The organism is Mycobacterium sp. BMJ-28 (assembly GCF_054404835.1).
The window spans coordinates 905,559-920,086 of sequence record NZ_CM136783.1; the positions used below are offsets into that span (position 1 = coordinate 905,559).

16 protein-coding genes are annotated in these 14,528 nt (G+C 63.5%); 2 read left to right on the forward strand and 14 right to left on the reverse strand.

Going from position 1 to position 14,528, the window contains the following annotated elements:
- Nucleotides 1-88 precede the first annotated feature (88 nt).
- On the forward strand, nt 89-979 hold the full coding sequence (locus ACXPWS_RS04530; protein WP_458711292.1) for a hypothetical protein: 891 nt from the start codon (nt 89-91) through the stop codon (nt 977-979).
- Between the two features lie 184 nt (nt 980-1,163).
- On the opposite strand, the gene ACXPWS_RS04535 is transcribed toward ACXPWS_RS04530, so the two are convergent.
- The 8 genes from ACXPWS_RS04535 to ACXPWS_RS04570 form a co-directional block, all read right to left on the reverse strand.
- On the reverse strand, nt 1,164-1,472 hold the full coding sequence (locus ACXPWS_RS04535) for a hypothetical protein (RefSeq protein WP_458711293.1): 309 nt from the start codon (nt 1,470-1,472) through the stop codon (nt 1,164-1,166).
- Nucleotides 1,472-2,302 carry a phage major capsid protein gene (locus ACXPWS_RS04540; protein ID WP_458711294.1) on the reverse strand — a complete coding sequence of 277 codons (831 nt, stop codon included), beginning with the start codon at nt 2,300-2,302 and terminating at the stop codon, nt 1,472-1,474. Before ACXPWS_RS04540 ends, ACXPWS_RS04535 begins: the two co-directional genes overlap by 1 nt.
- A 131-nt stretch (nt 2,303-2,433) precedes the next feature.
- Entirely contained in the window at nt 2,434-2,850 is a 417-nt protein-coding gene (locus ACXPWS_RS04545; protein ID WP_458711295.1) for a hypothetical protein, read from the reverse strand.
- The gene (locus tag ACXPWS_RS04550; RefSeq protein ID WP_458711296.1) at nt 2,847-3,416 is read right to left on the reverse strand and encodes a hypothetical protein; all 570 of its coding nucleotides are present in this window, start codon (nt 3,414-3,416) and stop codon (nt 2,847-2,849) included. Before ACXPWS_RS04550 ends, ACXPWS_RS04545 begins: the two co-directional genes overlap by 4 nt.
- Nucleotides 3,413-4,726, reverse strand: a complete 1,314-nt coding sequence (locus ACXPWS_RS04555; protein WP_458711297.1) for a phage portal protein — start codon at nt 4,724-4,726, stop codon at nt 3,413-3,415. Before ACXPWS_RS04555 ends, ACXPWS_RS04550 begins: the two co-directional genes overlap by 4 nt.
- On the reverse strand, nt 4,723-6,129 hold the full coding sequence (locus tag ACXPWS_RS04560; RefSeq protein WP_458713413.1) for a terminase large subunit domain-containing protein: 1,407 nt from the start codon (nt 6,127-6,129) through the stop codon (nt 4,723-4,725). Before ACXPWS_RS04560 ends, ACXPWS_RS04555 begins: the two co-directional genes overlap by 4 nt.
- 1,023 nt (nt 6,130-7,152) lie before the next feature.
- Nucleotides 7,153-7,404 (reverse strand): hypothetical protein, encoded by a 252-nt coding sequence (locus ACXPWS_RS04565; protein WP_458711298.1) that lies wholly within the window; start codon nt 7,402-7,404, stop codon nt 7,153-7,155.
- A gap of 342 nt (nt 7,405-7,746) precedes the next feature.
- Nucleotides 7,747-8,685, reverse strand: a complete 939-nt coding sequence (locus tag ACXPWS_RS04570) for an AAA family ATPase (protein ID WP_458711299.1) — start codon at nt 8,683-8,685, stop codon at nt 7,747-7,749.
- Between the two features lie 793 nt (nt 8,686-9,478).
- Here ACXPWS_RS04570 and ACXPWS_RS04575 point away from each other — a divergent pair.
- Nucleotides 9,479-9,721 (forward strand): hypothetical protein, encoded by a 243-nt coding sequence (locus ACXPWS_RS04575; protein WP_458711300.1) that lies wholly within the window; start codon nt 9,479-9,481, stop codon nt 9,719-9,721.
- Here ACXPWS_RS04575 and ACXPWS_RS04580 read toward each other — a convergent pair.
- From ACXPWS_RS04580 to ACXPWS_RS04605, 6 genes are all read right to left on the reverse strand, one after another.
- A complete protein-coding gene (locus tag ACXPWS_RS04580; RefSeq protein WP_458711301.1) occupies nt 9,718-10,620 on the reverse strand; it encodes a tyrosine-type recombinase/integrase in 903 nt (300 codons plus the stop codon). The genes ACXPWS_RS04575 and ACXPWS_RS04580 overlap by 4 nt on opposite strands.
- Before the next feature lie 84 nt (nt 10,621-10,704).
- A complete protein-coding gene (locus ACXPWS_RS04585; RefSeq protein ID WP_458711302.1) occupies nt 10,705-11,931 on the reverse strand; it encodes an Nramp family divalent metal transporter in 1,227 nt (408 codons plus the stop codon).
- Between the two features lie 83 nt (nt 11,932-12,014).
- Nucleotides 12,015-12,230: a hypothetical protein gene (locus ACXPWS_RS04590; protein WP_458711303.1), complete on the reverse strand. Its 216-nt coding sequence runs from the start codon at nt 12,228-12,230 to the stop codon at nt 12,015-12,017.
- A gap of 8 nt (nt 12,231-12,238) precedes the next feature.
- Nucleotides 12,239-12,520 carry a hypothetical protein gene (locus ACXPWS_RS04595; RefSeq protein ID WP_458711304.1) on the reverse strand — a complete coding sequence of 94 codons (282 nt, stop codon included), beginning with the start codon at nt 12,518-12,520 and terminating at the stop codon, nt 12,239-12,241.
- A 38-nt stretch (nt 12,521-12,558) separates the two neighbouring features.
- Nucleotides 12,559-13,635 (reverse strand): NAD(P)H-dependent amine dehydrogenase family protein, encoded by a 1,077-nt coding sequence (locus tag ACXPWS_RS04600; RefSeq protein WP_458711305.1) that lies wholly within the window; start codon nt 13,633-13,635, stop codon nt 12,559-12,561.
- 8 nt (nt 13,636-13,643) lie between these two features.
- A complete protein-coding gene (locus ACXPWS_RS04605; protein ID WP_458711306.1) occupies nt 13,644-14,435 on the reverse strand; it encodes an SDR family oxidoreductase in 792 nt (263 codons plus the stop codon).
- Nucleotides 14,436-14,528 lie beyond the last annotated feature (93 nt).

The window sequence follows — 14,528 nt, forward strand, 5'->3', positions numbered from 1 at the left end:
TGTGTACTTTCACGGCCCGGAGATATTAAGCCGATCAACGGACAGCGCTGACGGCGGAACTGTCGTACTCGTCATCTAGCGTTTACGGATGACACTCATCCAGACGGTTTTCAGCAACGACCGGGTGATCCAGGTTTCAGACCGCCGGTTGACCAAGGGCAAAGGGGAGTTGGTCGATGACTTCTACACCAAGTGGGTCCTGTGGAATGAGCGTTACACGGTTGGCTTCACCGGTATTGCACGGCTTGACCGCCAGCAGAAGAAAGAGTCAACGGCACAGTGGATTGCCGAACTGCTGTCCGACTATGCGCTCTTCGAGCACGGCGTGCTGGCACTCCACGCGGCGTTAACCCCGAAGATCAAAAAGCTCCCCAAGAACTTCGACAGACGCCTCGCGATTGTTCTTGCCGGTTTTGACGAATTCCACAACGGTCCCCTCGTTGCATGTGTGACCAACATGGACATGCAGACCTACAGATCAGCCGACCCGATCAATTTTGAAATCTGGAAATTCGCAATCGCGCCGGGCCAATCAGCCGGTGTCCACTCTGTTGGCGCTCCCATGAATGAACAGCAGAGCAAGTTGCTCGTCAGGAACGCGAGGCAAGCTCTGAAGAAGGGCGACGGTGTGAACTCGGCGGTTCGCGTCATGGTCGGTATCCAGCGGGATGTGGCGAAGAAGGACAAGACGGTGGGACCCGACGCACTGGTGGTCCACATACCGCGCAAGCAGAACCCACCAGGAGGACCGGCAGCGACATCGAATCTCGGTGGCTCGGACATACCCGCCACCGGAACGAGCTTCGGGTTTTTAGACCGCAACGGTTGGCAGTGGAAACAGGAAGCGCCGCTATCAGCAGGCGACGGCTTCGTAAGAAAATTCTGGGCTTCGGCCGATCCCGAGCATCCCGACAACCAGAGCATCAGCATGCAATTGCTCAAGGTGCCGAAGGGGTGGGGCGACAACCCGGACGCGTGAAAATCGACAAGGCCCCGGCGGGATCACCGCCGGGGCCCTGCTTTGCATTGACATGCAACCGGGTGTCAGGGCACCCGTATCTCCGGCTCACAACACCGGGAGACTAAATCCCCTGCGCCCGCCGCCGGAAGGATGGTTGCCAACTGACCAGACGACGGCGGGGCGGGGAGCTTATATTGTTGCGCTACTTCGCTTTCACGCGGTAGCGATTGAGCACCACCAGTTCAGGCAATGTGAATCCGAATGCCTCGGCGCCGTACCGGACCACGAACGCCGCCATCTGCTCACTCTCTAACCCGCCGGTGTTCATCAACAGGCGGGCAGCGCTGGACAGGATCACGGCGGACAGTTCCGCGTTCGGCTCACCGTTTGTGAAACCGACCCCACGGGTGTGGGCGGACACCATCGCCCGGACCACGCTCAGCACGGCGGTGGCCTGCTCAACGGTGACGGTCCGCCCGGTATATGCGGACAGTTCAGCGGGTGTCGGCATTAGGGGGTGTCGTAAATCCGAACGATGCCAGCAGCGTTGGCGAATCCCCATGAAACGCGGGCAGTAGCGCGAAGCTGGATTGCATCGTAATCAAATGCCGCCTCGGTGGACCGGGTCACGGTGGTGCCGGTGCGCTGGACCACGAAGATTTGGGATGCATCCACACCCCACGCATTCCCGGCACCCACATCGGTGGACACCAGGACAGGGACACCGGCCAGGGTCACACCGTCACCCACGGAATCCAACAGACCCTTGTTAGATCCGGTGGTCAGTTCCTTGGTAGTCGAAAGCGTCAGGGCTACGTCCGGGGCCAGGATGAAATGGGTGATGTTGGCACCGTTGGCTAGAGCGTTCGCCTTCGCCGTGTGGAACGGGTCTAATGTAGTGAAGGGCAGAGTGTCGGTGTCGATTTCGTTGACCGTGAGGGACAACAGGCCCGCCGGTCCGTTCGTCACTGTGTTGCCGAAGAATGCTGCGTCGATCTTCTTCGCGATGGACCGGGCCAGCGTCCGCCCAACCTGCTCGGCTACCGCCGGATTACTGTCGTCGGCAGCCTCATTCGAGATTTGGGTGAGGCCCGCCACCTTCTTCGGTGTGACCACCAGTTCGTTGGTTGTCGGGTCGGTCAAGCTGATCTGTGTGTTCTCCGCGTACCACCCGACGGCGGGGTCGGCGGTGATCTTCGGGAACCGGATGGTTTCGGAGCCGGTAGAGATGACGGTTCCGGCCTGGAAAGCGATAGATTTTTCGGCGATGACGGTGTCAATCAGTGCGCCGTAGTCTTCTGGTGTGAATGCGGTCTGGAGGCCAGCATTGGTTACTGCCACGTGAAATGTCCTTGCCTGATAAGCGAATACGAATTCGCCACCAGGGCGGACAGGTTGGGGTGGCCACCAGGGCCTACAGGTGCAGCAACAACCACCAGGGTTGTTTAGCTACACTAATTATAACAGATGGGTTATCTGAACAGACCTGAAAAGTCTTTAGGGCCAGTAGTATTGCCGCGTTCACCCTGACCGGCGTCACCGGATAGATTGCGGGCTTTGATGTATGGGCGTTCAGTGATCGCGGCGTCGATAGCGGCGGCCAGAGCGTCGCTGTCGTCAACTAGATCAGCATCAAAAGGCACTTCGGCGGGATTCTGCACCTTGCCGGTGGCGGCCACGCGGGCGGTGAACAGGGCGCGGGCAAGCTCGTCGGCGCGGGACTGAACCGTCTCCAGTTCTGTCACGCGGGCCTCGGCAGCCTGCGCACGGTCACGGAGATTGCGGGCCTCCCGGCGGAGCTTGTCTAGCTTCTCGGCCGTCGCGGGGTCCAGCACTGCTGTGTCGTCGGCCCGGTCCTCGGTGTCGTCGGTGATGTCGGTGTCGCTCACTTACGTTTCCTCACTTGCTTGGGTCGGTTGGTGGAGATGACAAGGCGTTGCACGCACGCACAGTTGGGGTGTCGGGCCATGCCGTGGTCCGGTGGGAACACCCGTCCGCCCCGCGCCCAGTGCTCACATAATTCGCAGGCCCCGGTGTTCGTCTGCCGCACCCACCCGAGGTATCCGCCCCGGCCCACCCGCTTACCGGTCATCGCCTCGGTGACGGCCTGCTGTGCCGTCTGCAACGGCTCCGACCGGGCCAACCGCTCTACCCTCTCCGGGGACGTGGAACGGTCCTCCAGGGCGGTCCTGGCGGCCTTCAACAGGCGTTCGGAGTCATCCCCGGGCAGCACACCCGTGGTAGGCGTTGGGTGGCCTGTCAGGGCCTCTAGTTGGCGGCTGGTGAACGCATCTCCCAGGGCGGTCGCGGTGGCGTTGGACCGTTGCAGCAGAGACACCAGGCGGGCCACCCGTTCAGCCTTGGATCGGTGCGCCCCGGCAATGCGGGCGGCGCGGGCGGCGGTGTCGTCGGCCAGCTTCTCTAGTTCGGCCTGAAACGTGTCCGCTTGGGTCACTCGATACCCTCACCCAGGTCGAGGCCCACCCCTTGCTTGTCGAGGGCCTCGGCACGCATCGCGGCGCGAATCTCCGTGATCTCATCGGCGCTGTAGTTCAACCGCTTCAACACCCACGACCACGGCAACCCGGCCTGAACCAACTTCACCGCGGCGTCAACCTCCTGCGCGGTGGAACGGGTCGCGGCGTCGGCCCACTGCACCCGCAACGCCATGTCGGCGGTATCGGTGTTCGTCTGCACCCCGACCAGCAGGCGGCCCACCTGTTCCCACGACCGCCCAAACAGGAGTTGCTTAGACTCGGCGCGGGCGGTCAAAGACGCCTCACTGGCCCGCAGGGCATCCGCCGATGTGGGTTGCGACTGCAACACACCCAAGTAGTGGCTAGGCAACGCAGAGACAGCCTGAATCTGCGAAACCAACACCCGCACAGCGGTTTCAAATCCGGAGAGTTGAGCCTCAGGAAAGCTGCCGAACTTGGTATCGGGATTCTCGGCGATGGCCCACGTGGTGGCCGATTCATCGAACGGTGTCGTTACTGTCGTGACGGGTTCGCCGTCACCACCGATAACCGGGTCGCCGTTCTCATCGAGAACCGGCGTCTCGTCGAGCGTCGCGCCGACCACCCACCGCTTACCCAGCCCTGACGCGTGACTCGCGCACACCATGTCCAACGTGACTTTGACCAGTGCGTCGGTCAGGTCGCGCAGATCGTCAATCTCGCTGCGGTGGTTGTCGAAACACACCAGCGGCACCGCCCCGAGGTGGTGCTCCACCGAATCGACCAGCACGAAACCAGATACCGCCGCGCCGGTCTGCGGTGCGCGGTAATGGTCGACGGTCTCAGCGGTGTAGACGTAGGCGTGGGTGGAATCCTTGTCGGAAAACCGTTTAACGCCAGCGATCACCGAGCGGTCCGCCGGGTCCCGCAACACCGCGCACTGAAACGGTGACTCCACCGACGCCACCGGGCGGCCATTCTTGACCCATACCAGCACAAACCCCTGCGAATAGGTGAGGGCGTCGGTGTGGACCTCGCCCACCAGCTGGTCCAGATCGGCGGCGGTGAATAGGTCGAACACGTGGGGGTCGCTGAACCCGGTCACCCGCAGGCGTTCGGTCAGTGCCGACACCGCCAACGCCGGAACATTCACCGACATGCGAACCAGTCTGTTGTCCAACGCTCTCCGGGAAGCTTCGGACAGGAACGCCAACGGCTGCCGCCCGAGGGCGTAGCGCTGCAACTGTGCGTAGTACCCCTGCGGTGCGTCCAGGATCTGCAACAGTTCGCGCAACAGTTCATTACTCATCGGGTAATCACTCTGTATCTCTTAGGTTTTCGCGACGATAGGTAGGTCGCATAGTCGTGGGACACGATGGCCGCAATGCAGGCGTCGATCTTGCGCGGAGAACCGCGTTTGTCTTTGACGATCACGTCACCGTTCGGGGTGGATCGGACAACGGCGTGTGCGACATGCGCGGCCAGGCAGGGGTCCCCGTCGTGGGTCAACACCCCGGCGGTCACCGCCTGATACATCCGGTCGGTGGCAGGAGCCATCCGTTTGGGTTCGGCGGTGTTCCACTCCATGACCCGTTTCTCACCGTGGCGTTGCGCCCACTGCTCAATCTCTGACCGCCACCCCCACGGGTCGCAACACAGCATCGCCACGTCGTACCGGTCGAACGCGCGGGCAATGGCGGCGTCCACCTCACCGCGCGGCACCCGCCAATCAGGGTCACCAGGGTTCTCCCACAGGCCCTCAAGCCATACGTGGCCGTCCATCGTGCAGCCCACCAGGGCCGTGGAGTCACCAGAAGCGGACCCGTCGAACCCGAACACCACCCGGCCTGTGATGGGCCTCTCGGCCGCACACGCGTCCCAGGCACCCCACGGCAGCCACGCACCCACCGAGGACACCCACATCCCGAGGCGCAACTGCTGGAACACCGGCAGCCGAATCGTCCGGTAGGCGGCGGCTAGACCATCCTCGGCCAGGAACGGGTCACGGCACGACAGAGCCGGGTTCGCTACCCGCCACGCCTCCCGGTCATCCGGCGCACACCCCTCCGGAGCGGCGAACTCACGGAAGAAAAACGACGGGTCATCGTTGCGCCGGCCATGCTCCACCAATCGCCACATCACAGAGTCGGGTGTGCTGGCCGGTGTCGAGATAGCCAATGTCAACGACTCAGGCCGCTTCCCCGACACACTGGTGACGGCCTCCCATACCGCCTCGGTGACGACGTGCAATTCGTCCACGATCAACAGCGACGGGTCATGTCCGTGCAATGCACCCGGCTCCGCAGGCAACGGCAACAGCGTCGCATCGTTCTCCGGCAGGTACAGCCGGTCGGCATACACCTGCACCCGCTCCGACAACATCGGGTTCAGCTCCACCATCCGGCGGGCATACTTCAACGTGATAGCGGCCTGACGCGCATCCGACGCGACAGTCAGCACCTCGGCGGACGGCGGACCCACAAACAACTCCGCCAACGCCAACGCCGCCGCCAACATAGTCTTGCCATTCGCACGCGGGATCGAAATAAGCGATGTACGAACACCTTTGCCGAACGAACCGCGCACAATATCCAGTTGAAAGTCCCGCAAGCGAAACGGCTTGCCCGCCCCCTGACCACGCGGGACCACCAGAAACTCACGGATGAACCGCTCACGACGACGGGCGCGGTCCAGCGGCCACCCTTTGAACACCAATGGTTCAGCGGTGACGCTACCCTTCGCGCCAGACTTCAACGACCCTCAATCATGTTGGTATATATAGAGATAACGGAACAACGCACATCCGAAATGCGCACCGCCACAGGCGATTGCGCAGCATCGGCACTCCAATGGGGCCATTTGTCTCTCAAACTTTGCCTAAGAGCGTGGCGTCCCTGGTGGGGCCGTCAACCCCTATCCCCCGGGTGTGTCGAGATGTGTTGCGGCACAGCGTGATTCAAAGCCAAAGCCGTTGTCCTGCAACGATTTAACGTGTCAGTCGGTGCGTGTCACGAGACTGCCGCGAGCTGCACCGGCTTGAACATTGTGGAGATGGCATCGAACGGTTATGTCCTGCAACCTGATTGGTAGCCCGCGTTCCTTGCGTCGCCATGACTCTGGTGTATGGTCAGCTTCTAGTTGTCCTCGGCATCCGCCGAGGTGTGCGTCTGCGCAGAATGGTTGCAACTTGCGGGCGCGCGCCGAGAGTCGTTGCCACGCCTTGTCGTATCCGCGTCGGGTAGCTGACGGGCGTTGGCGTGGTCGGCGCTTGAGTTTGTGTGCGGGGCAACGTGATTCGGGTCCGGGTTCACTGCAGACCAGGCACGGTCTAGGTAGTGATGTCATCTCGTGGGTGTGTGGGGACGTTATACACGAGTGCGTCGGCGGTGGTGTAGATGTCGGTGACTTGGTAGGCGGCGGAGCGGAATGAGGTTGGTAGTCCGCGCCACCCGGCACCGACTCGGTACGGGGACATGTGGTTGTCGGGGAGTACGGACCCGATGACCAGCCCGGAGGTGATGGCGTAGTGGTCGGGCTCGGGCAGCATCGTGATGACGGTCTCGGCGTCGGCACGATCGCGATAGAACGAGATGCCACAGCGGCAGGCGGGGTGTGGTGGTTGGTGAGGTCGGTTGCACACCGCTGTGTGTAGGCCGTCGTGTGGGAGTGCTTCGTGGGTGAACGGGGACAGTAGCTGTCCGCGGTCGTCGTGTTCCCAGAGGCGGTAGCCGATAGTCACGATGGCCCGGTATTGCCGTCCAGATGCCCGCGAGAGCCACGGATCGCATCCGCTTGGGCTTGTACCGCTGGGGACGTGGTGGCCTCGGTCAGGTCCGCGCCCAATTGGTGGGCGGTGGCGGGGTCAATCACCACCAGGTGCCGGGTGCCCGTGGCGGCGTCCACCAGGGCGATGCTGATCACGTCTCCGTTGACATGTGGATGTAGCGCGACACCGAGGGATGACGGCAACGGCTGGAGCAACCTCACGACATCATCCATTGTCCGCACACCAATCTCTGAGTTGTTCAAGTTCTTCGCGGTGTCGGCATGGGTTGCACAATCGCACCGTCCATGGGCTGACGGGTGTTAGGCATCCCGGGCACCGGTACCAACCGTGTTCAGTCATAAGGGAATCCGCCTTGCGGACGCGCGAGAAAAGATGCACAAATGAAGTGCCTTCACTAACTAGCATATCAAATCAGGTTTTGGATGCCGCTGTTGTGCAGTGGGTTTTGGTATCCGGTGTTACCGGGGTGGCGCGGTAACACCCGCCCGCGATAGAGAAACGCGCAGGTCAGAATGTTACCGCCGGTGCAACCCCTACGGTTGTCAACCCGCAGTAACGGGGTACGCAAGCTTGACCGCTTTGCTTGCCCGCGCCATGGAGCACTTCAGCAATTCTCGTGCACCACGAACTGACGGTGTTTCTTCTTTGTAGGTTGCGCGCAGGCGTTTCACGTAGTTGTCCATTACTGCGGTGTCGTCCACTTTTGTTTTTGACGGACCAGGGGTTACCTGATATTCGAGTGAATCACCCTTGGCCACAAGCTCAAAGGTGCCAATGATGGGTTTGGGTGATGCGAAGTGACGGCGGATACCGCCGTGGCGGTCCTTGTTCAGTTCCAGTTCAGCGGTTCCACCTTCACCGGGTCGGAATGGGCGTGTAGCGGTCACCCGAACGGACAAGCCACCTACTGCTCTTGTCTTCGCGTGGCTCCCTGTCGGTCCTCTTTCGCGTGAATCCGCGTTTTTTGCAAGGTGATCCACCACAAGCACAGCGGACCCGGCACATGCCAGTTGTTTGATGACCTCGGTGTGCACCATGGTGAAATCATCGGCGTTGTTGCTGTTTGCGCGGAACAGGGGGAGCACTTCACCGAGGGAGTCGAGTGTCACGACGGTGGGTTTCATCGCGGTCTCGCTGTCAACCAGGCTCTTGAGTTCTGCATGTGTTGCAGGTTCGGCCAGCCGGAACCGTTCGCGGTCCGTGAGGATGTCTCGGTCTAGTCCAAGCTGTTGCAGTCGTTTCACAATGCTGAGTGCACCGTTGTGGTCCACGTCGATGATGACGGCGGTCCCGTCGTCAGTCAGAACGTCCACTACGGCGGCCAGACACAACCACGTCTTGCCGCTCTCAGTGTCGCCATAGACCAGGTTGAACTCCCCGGGGTAGAACAGGCTGAAGTCATCACCCACCGGCAGTAGGTCTGGTTCGGGTGAGGTGCCGTCCAAGTGCGCGGCAACGTCTACGTACATGTCCTTTCTCATCGTGCGTTACCGCCGTTCACAACACTAGGGGTTGCGTCACCGGTAACCCTCTGACCAGGGGTGTTCTTGGTGCTGTGGTAACGGTTACCCGGGTGCGGGGTAACCGTCGGTGGGGTGCCGTAGGGCATGGGGTTGTTCTCTTTCTTGAGAGGTATTCCGGCCATCGAGAGGTAACCCGTTGGGAAAAAACGGGTTTGGGATGGCGGAACTCACAACCGTTGCCGGTTGTGTCTCTCCGTGTACACCGCGCCGCTGTCAGCAGGAACTCGCTGTTGACCAGATGGCGGCGGGTGCCCGTTCCGGTATCCGAACACGAGTATCACGCCGATCTGGCCAACGGTTGCGGTGGACTCTCGGCGTGTCGCAGATCGCTTATCGTTAGATGCGCTTAATAAGCGTAGTGGGATTGTTTCACAACGGCGGCAAGGGGTTTCGGCACTCAACCACCGACTGTTGGTCCGCCTCGGGGAGGCGAGTCTGCGCTCCCCGTTTGTTGATCCCGGTGTGGCGCAGGGCCGTCCTGACGATGCAATTTAGCCGTCAGAGAAACATCTAGTAGGCGGAACTTGTGGCACTCGGGCCCATCTATCCGGTTGCCATTGCGCGGCTAAGGGCAGGTGGATCAGCATAGGACGGTTCGCTACGGAGGATTTTCTAGGAGATTGTTTTTGCGTATGTGTTGTGGCGGTGGGTGTTCCGCATCGTCGCCGGGGTGAACGCACCGACATAGACTTGTGATCGGAGTCGCACTCCAGCGACTAGCGCCCGCTACCGAGAACAAGGTGGCTTTGTGGTGCCCGACGAACGATCACTGATCGGCCAGATTCACGCATATGAATCGTGGGCGCGCACCGAGGACCGCGCTGCCCGCACCGCGAACGGGCGAAAAGCATTCCTAGACCGGTTCGAACGCGAAGTAGACCCAGATGGTGTGCTCACGCCGGAGGAGCGCGCCCGGCGGGCTATGTGGGCGCGGAAGGCGTATTTCCGGCGGCTGGCGCTGAAGTCCGCGCAGGCACGGCGGCGCAGATCCTAGATGTCACCGAGGGCGAGCCCACGCGCCTCGGTGGCGGCACGCTCGGAGGCCGTCGCGGCGGTGTACCGGTCGAGCATCGCGCGGTTAGACCAACCGGCGACCGCCATCAAACCGCCCTCTGACCCGCCAGCTGCCAGCCACCTGGTGGCGGCAGTGTGACGCATCAAATGTGGGTGAAAGTCTTTGATGCCAGCGGATTCCGCGCGGGCCCTAAGTGTGTGCCGCAACCCGAAGTAGTTAAAGACACGCCAGTCATCGGCACCCAACCAGAGGGTGGGGGTGTGGGCCAACTTGTGGGTGCGCCGCATCCGCAGATACCTGTCAATGGCCTGCCCGGTCTGCGCACCGAACGGCACAATCCTGCCTTTGCCGCCCTTGCCCCGGTGAATGGTGACGATGCCCCGGTGGTGGTCCACGTCATCAACATGCAGAGCCAGTAATTCACCGGCCCGCATACCCGTTTCGGCCAGCAGGCGCACAATCGCCTCATCGCGGCGGTGTGTGAACCCTTTGCCCTTGCACGCAGCGACCAAAGCACGGAGCTGGACCTCGGTGAGACCGTTGACAACCTTGCGGTCGAGCTTGGGTTGCTTGACGCCGACAAGTTCGTCGGTATCGAGTTCGCCCTCTTCGACCAACCACGCGGAGAACCGTTTAAGCGGTAGGAGCCGGGTGCTGGCTGTCTTGGCGGTCTGCCCGCTGTCCAGGATGTACACCACGAATTCCTGCACGGTGGTCCTGTCCAGAGCGGCGGGGGTGCCGGTCGCGGCGGACCATCGCAGGAACGCCGCAATGCCCTCGGTATAGGTCTTCACCGTTGCCGGTGACTTGCGTTCGGCGCGTAGTGCGAGCTGCCAGGAGGGCAGGAGTGCGGCCAGGTCCGGCGTCGTATTCGACATATGAATATCTTGACATACAGCGTCGTGGGTCGCGGTCAGACTTACTGGATACTCCGGAAATCGCAGCTAAAGTGGCAATTCTGGCTAGTGGGCCACAGTAAGGTAGATCAACACGATGTTGAGCACGGTGATGATGCCGGCCACCAGCCAGCCCAGTCCGGTCGTGATCCGGTGGTTCACGTCGGCGCCCATCAGCGTCGCGTTGCTGGTCAGCCGGACCAGCGGGATGAGCGCGAACGGAATCCCGAACGACAGCACCACCTGGGAGATCACCAGCGCGCGGCTGGGGTCGACCCCGACGGCCAGGATCACCAGCGCGGGAATCAGGGTGACCAGTCGGCGTACCAGCAGCGGGTAGCTGCGGCGCAGCAGCCCGGACATGACCATCGCCCCGGCGTACGCGCCGACCGATGTCGAGGCCAGGCCGGAGGCCAGCAGCCCGATCGCGAAGAACAGCGCCACCACCGGGCCAAGGGTTTCGCCCACCGCGGCGTGCGCCCCTTCGATAGAGTCGGTGTCGTCCATTCCCTGCAGGTTGATCGCCGCGACGAGCAGCATGGCCAGGTTCACCGCGCCGGCTACCAGCATCGCGATCCCCACATCGATGCGGGTGATGCGCAGCAGGCGCCGCCTGGGCGCACCGGCCTCGGGGTGCCCGTGCCGGTCCCGGGCCAGGCCCGAATGCAGGTACACCGCGTGCGGCATCACGGTGGCGCCCAGCATGGCGGCCGCGAGCAGCACGCTTTCCGGACCGTCGAACCGCGGCACCAGGCCGGCGGCGATGTCGGAGGGCGCGGGCGGTTCGACGAACAGGCTGGTGAGGAATCCGACGGCGATGACCAGCAACAGTCCGGTGATCACCCGCTCGAACACCTGCTGGCCACGCCGGTTCTGCACGGCGAGAAGCAGCATCGAGACCACCCCGGTGATGACGCCACCCAGCAGCAACGGCAGGTCGAACAGCAGGTGCAGGGCGATGGCGCCGCCGACCACCTCGGCCAGGTCGGTGGCCATCGCGACCGTCTCGGCCTGTAGCCAGTAGGCGATCCGGGTGGGGGTACGGGTGTGGTCGGCGACCGCCTCCGGCAGCGACCGGCCGGTGACCAGGCCGAGCTTGGCCGACAGGTATTGCACCAGCCCGGCCATGATGTTGGCCACCAGGATGACCCACACCAGCAGGAAGCCGAACTGGGCTCCGGCGCTGACATTGGCGGCCACGTTGCCGGGGTCGACATACGCGATGGCAGCGACGAAAGCCGGTCCGAGCAGATACCAGCCCGGCCGCGCCCGCGTCGGCGAATCCTGCAGCACCGCTACCCTCTCCTCTATCCGGTATCGCGAATAGAAAAGTTAGGTTAGCCGAAACCCTGCGGTGGTCAACAGTCGGCCGGGGTTCAACCGAGGCCGAGGATGATCCCGCCGCCACCGTAGGGCCAGCCGTAGAAGGGCCCGTTGTTGTTGGCGCGGGGGGACGTGACGATCTGGGTGTGCCCGGACGACGAGCACTGCGTTGTCGTCGGGCCGGTCTGGACGCACTGCGGTGCGGCCGAGGCGACCGGTGCGCAGAGCACCGCCACGGCGAGTAGGGCGGGTATCAGGACGAGGCGCATGTCGCCTCCTAACGGTGGCCGCCGCCGCCGTGGAAGCCACCGTTGCCCTCGCCGCCGATGATCAGCGCGGGCCCGTAGAACTCGTCGTCCCACGGGTAGGGATAGGTGGGCTCGGCCGGGGGTGAGGCGTTCAGCTGGACGTTGCCGGGTGTCGCGCATTCGGTTGCCGCGCCGCCCATTTCGGTGCCACCGACGCTGGTGCACGACGGCAGGTTGGAGTCCGGGTCGGCGCCGGCACCGGGTGCGAGGGCCAGACCGGCCGCAAAAAGCAGAGCAGCGAGTGTGAGCATCGACCGCATGGGCGGCCCCCTATCGTCGGACCTGAGCGTCAAACGCCAGCGTACAGGCCTTTCCCGGTGATGAGAGGCAGGTCCAGCGTGGTGGTGATGCCGGGTGCGGCCGCCACGACGGCGGGGATGGCGTTGACGACGCGGGCCGCGGTGGCGACCAGGCCCGCGTGATTGTGGTCGCCCTTGCGGCTGCTCAGGCAGAGGTCCAGCGCGTAGGACGGTTCGCCGGTCACTTCCACCCGGTACGACCCGCCCTCCTGGGCGGGCTGAGGCCACTCCGGGCACAGGTCGGCCCGCAGCCGGGTGACATGTTCGAGGACGACGGCGGGGTGGCCCTTGACCATGCCGCGCACCTCGAACCGGATCGCCGCGGTGCTGCCCTTGGCGATATGACCCGAGGCGATCTCGAAGTCCTCCGGCGCTGATTCGCGCACGTGGGTCTCGGTGACCTCGTCGAGCTCGATGCCAAGGCCCGCTGCGAGCTGGCGCACCACCGAGCCCCAGGCCAGGCTCAGTACCCCGGGCTGCAGCAGCATCGGCAATTCGTCGAGCGATTTGCCGAAGCCCATCACGTCGAACATCACCGTGGCGCTGTCGTAGGTGGCGTAGTCCACGATCTCCATGCAGCGGATCTGCTCGACGCTCTGACAGGTGCCGGCAAGGGCAAGGGGCAGAAGGTCATTGGCGAACCCGGGGTCGATCCCGTTGATGAAAATCGACGACGATCCTTCTCGTGCCGCATCCTCGATCGGGGTGACCAACTCGGCGGGCAGCACCTGCCAGGGGTACTGCAGGAAGACCGCCGCGCTGCCCACCACGTTCACACCGGCAGCCAGGATTCTGCGGTAGTCCTCCAGCGCTTCGGGCAGCCGGTTGTCGGCCATCGCGGTGTAGACGGCGCAGTCGGGCTTGGTGGCCAGCACCTCACTGAGGTCGTTGGTCGCCAGAATTCCGGTCGAGATATCAAGGCCGGCAAGCACTCCGGCGTCCTGTCCGGCCTTGGCTGCCGAGGACACCCAGACCGCGGTGAGTTCGTAGGCCGGGTCGGTGATCAACTGGCTCAGCGCATGCCGACCGACGTTTCCGGTGCCGATCGCGGCGACTTTGATGGTCATGAACGTCCTTACAGGTCCGGGATGGGCAGGTCGAGGTTCGGGTAGGTGAGGCCACCGTCGACCTCCAGGGTCTTACCGGTCAGGTAGCCGCCGGCTGGTGAGGCCAGGTAGACGGCCGCCGCGGCGATATCGGCCGGATCGCCGAGTCGCCGCATCGGGGTGACCTTCTCCATCGGGCCGCGCAGGGACTCGTTGGAGGCCACCACGTCCAGCGCCGAGGTCAGGATCGAGCCGGGGGCGATGGCGTTGACCCGGATGCGGGGGCACAGATCGAGCGCGGCCAGCCGGGTGTAGTGCGCCAGCGCCGCCTTGGCGGTGCCGTAGGCGACGAACGCCCGGCCGGCCAGCCGGCCCATGGTGGAGGTGATGTTGATGATCGAGCCGCCGCCGGAATGCTCCAGCATCAGCGGTACCGCGGCCGCGGTCAGCGCGTGCGCGGTGCCGACATTGAACGTGAACGCGTCCTTGAGGTCTTTGGTGGAGGTGTTCAGCAGGGGGCTGGGCATGGTGCCGCCGACGTTGTTCACGACGATGTCTAGTTTCCCGAACGCGCTGACGGCCTGGCTCGCGAGCTCCGCGGTGGCCTCGGGATGAGCGAGGTCGGCGACCACGATATGCGCCCTGCGGCCGACGGCGGTGATCTGTGCCGCGACCTCTTCGAGCTGGGCCTGCGTGCGCGCCGCGATCACCACGTCCGCACCGGCTTCCGCGAATGCGACGGCGATGGCCGCACCCAGTCCGCGGCCCGCGCCGGTGACCACCGCGACCTGATCGTCGAGCCGGAATCTGTCCAGAATCATGCCTGCCTCGTTTCTTCTCAGGCGTCACCGTAGCAAGGCAAGGTGACCGCCGTGGCGGCTTTCTGGAACATGTTCTAGTTTTTGTCGGAGACG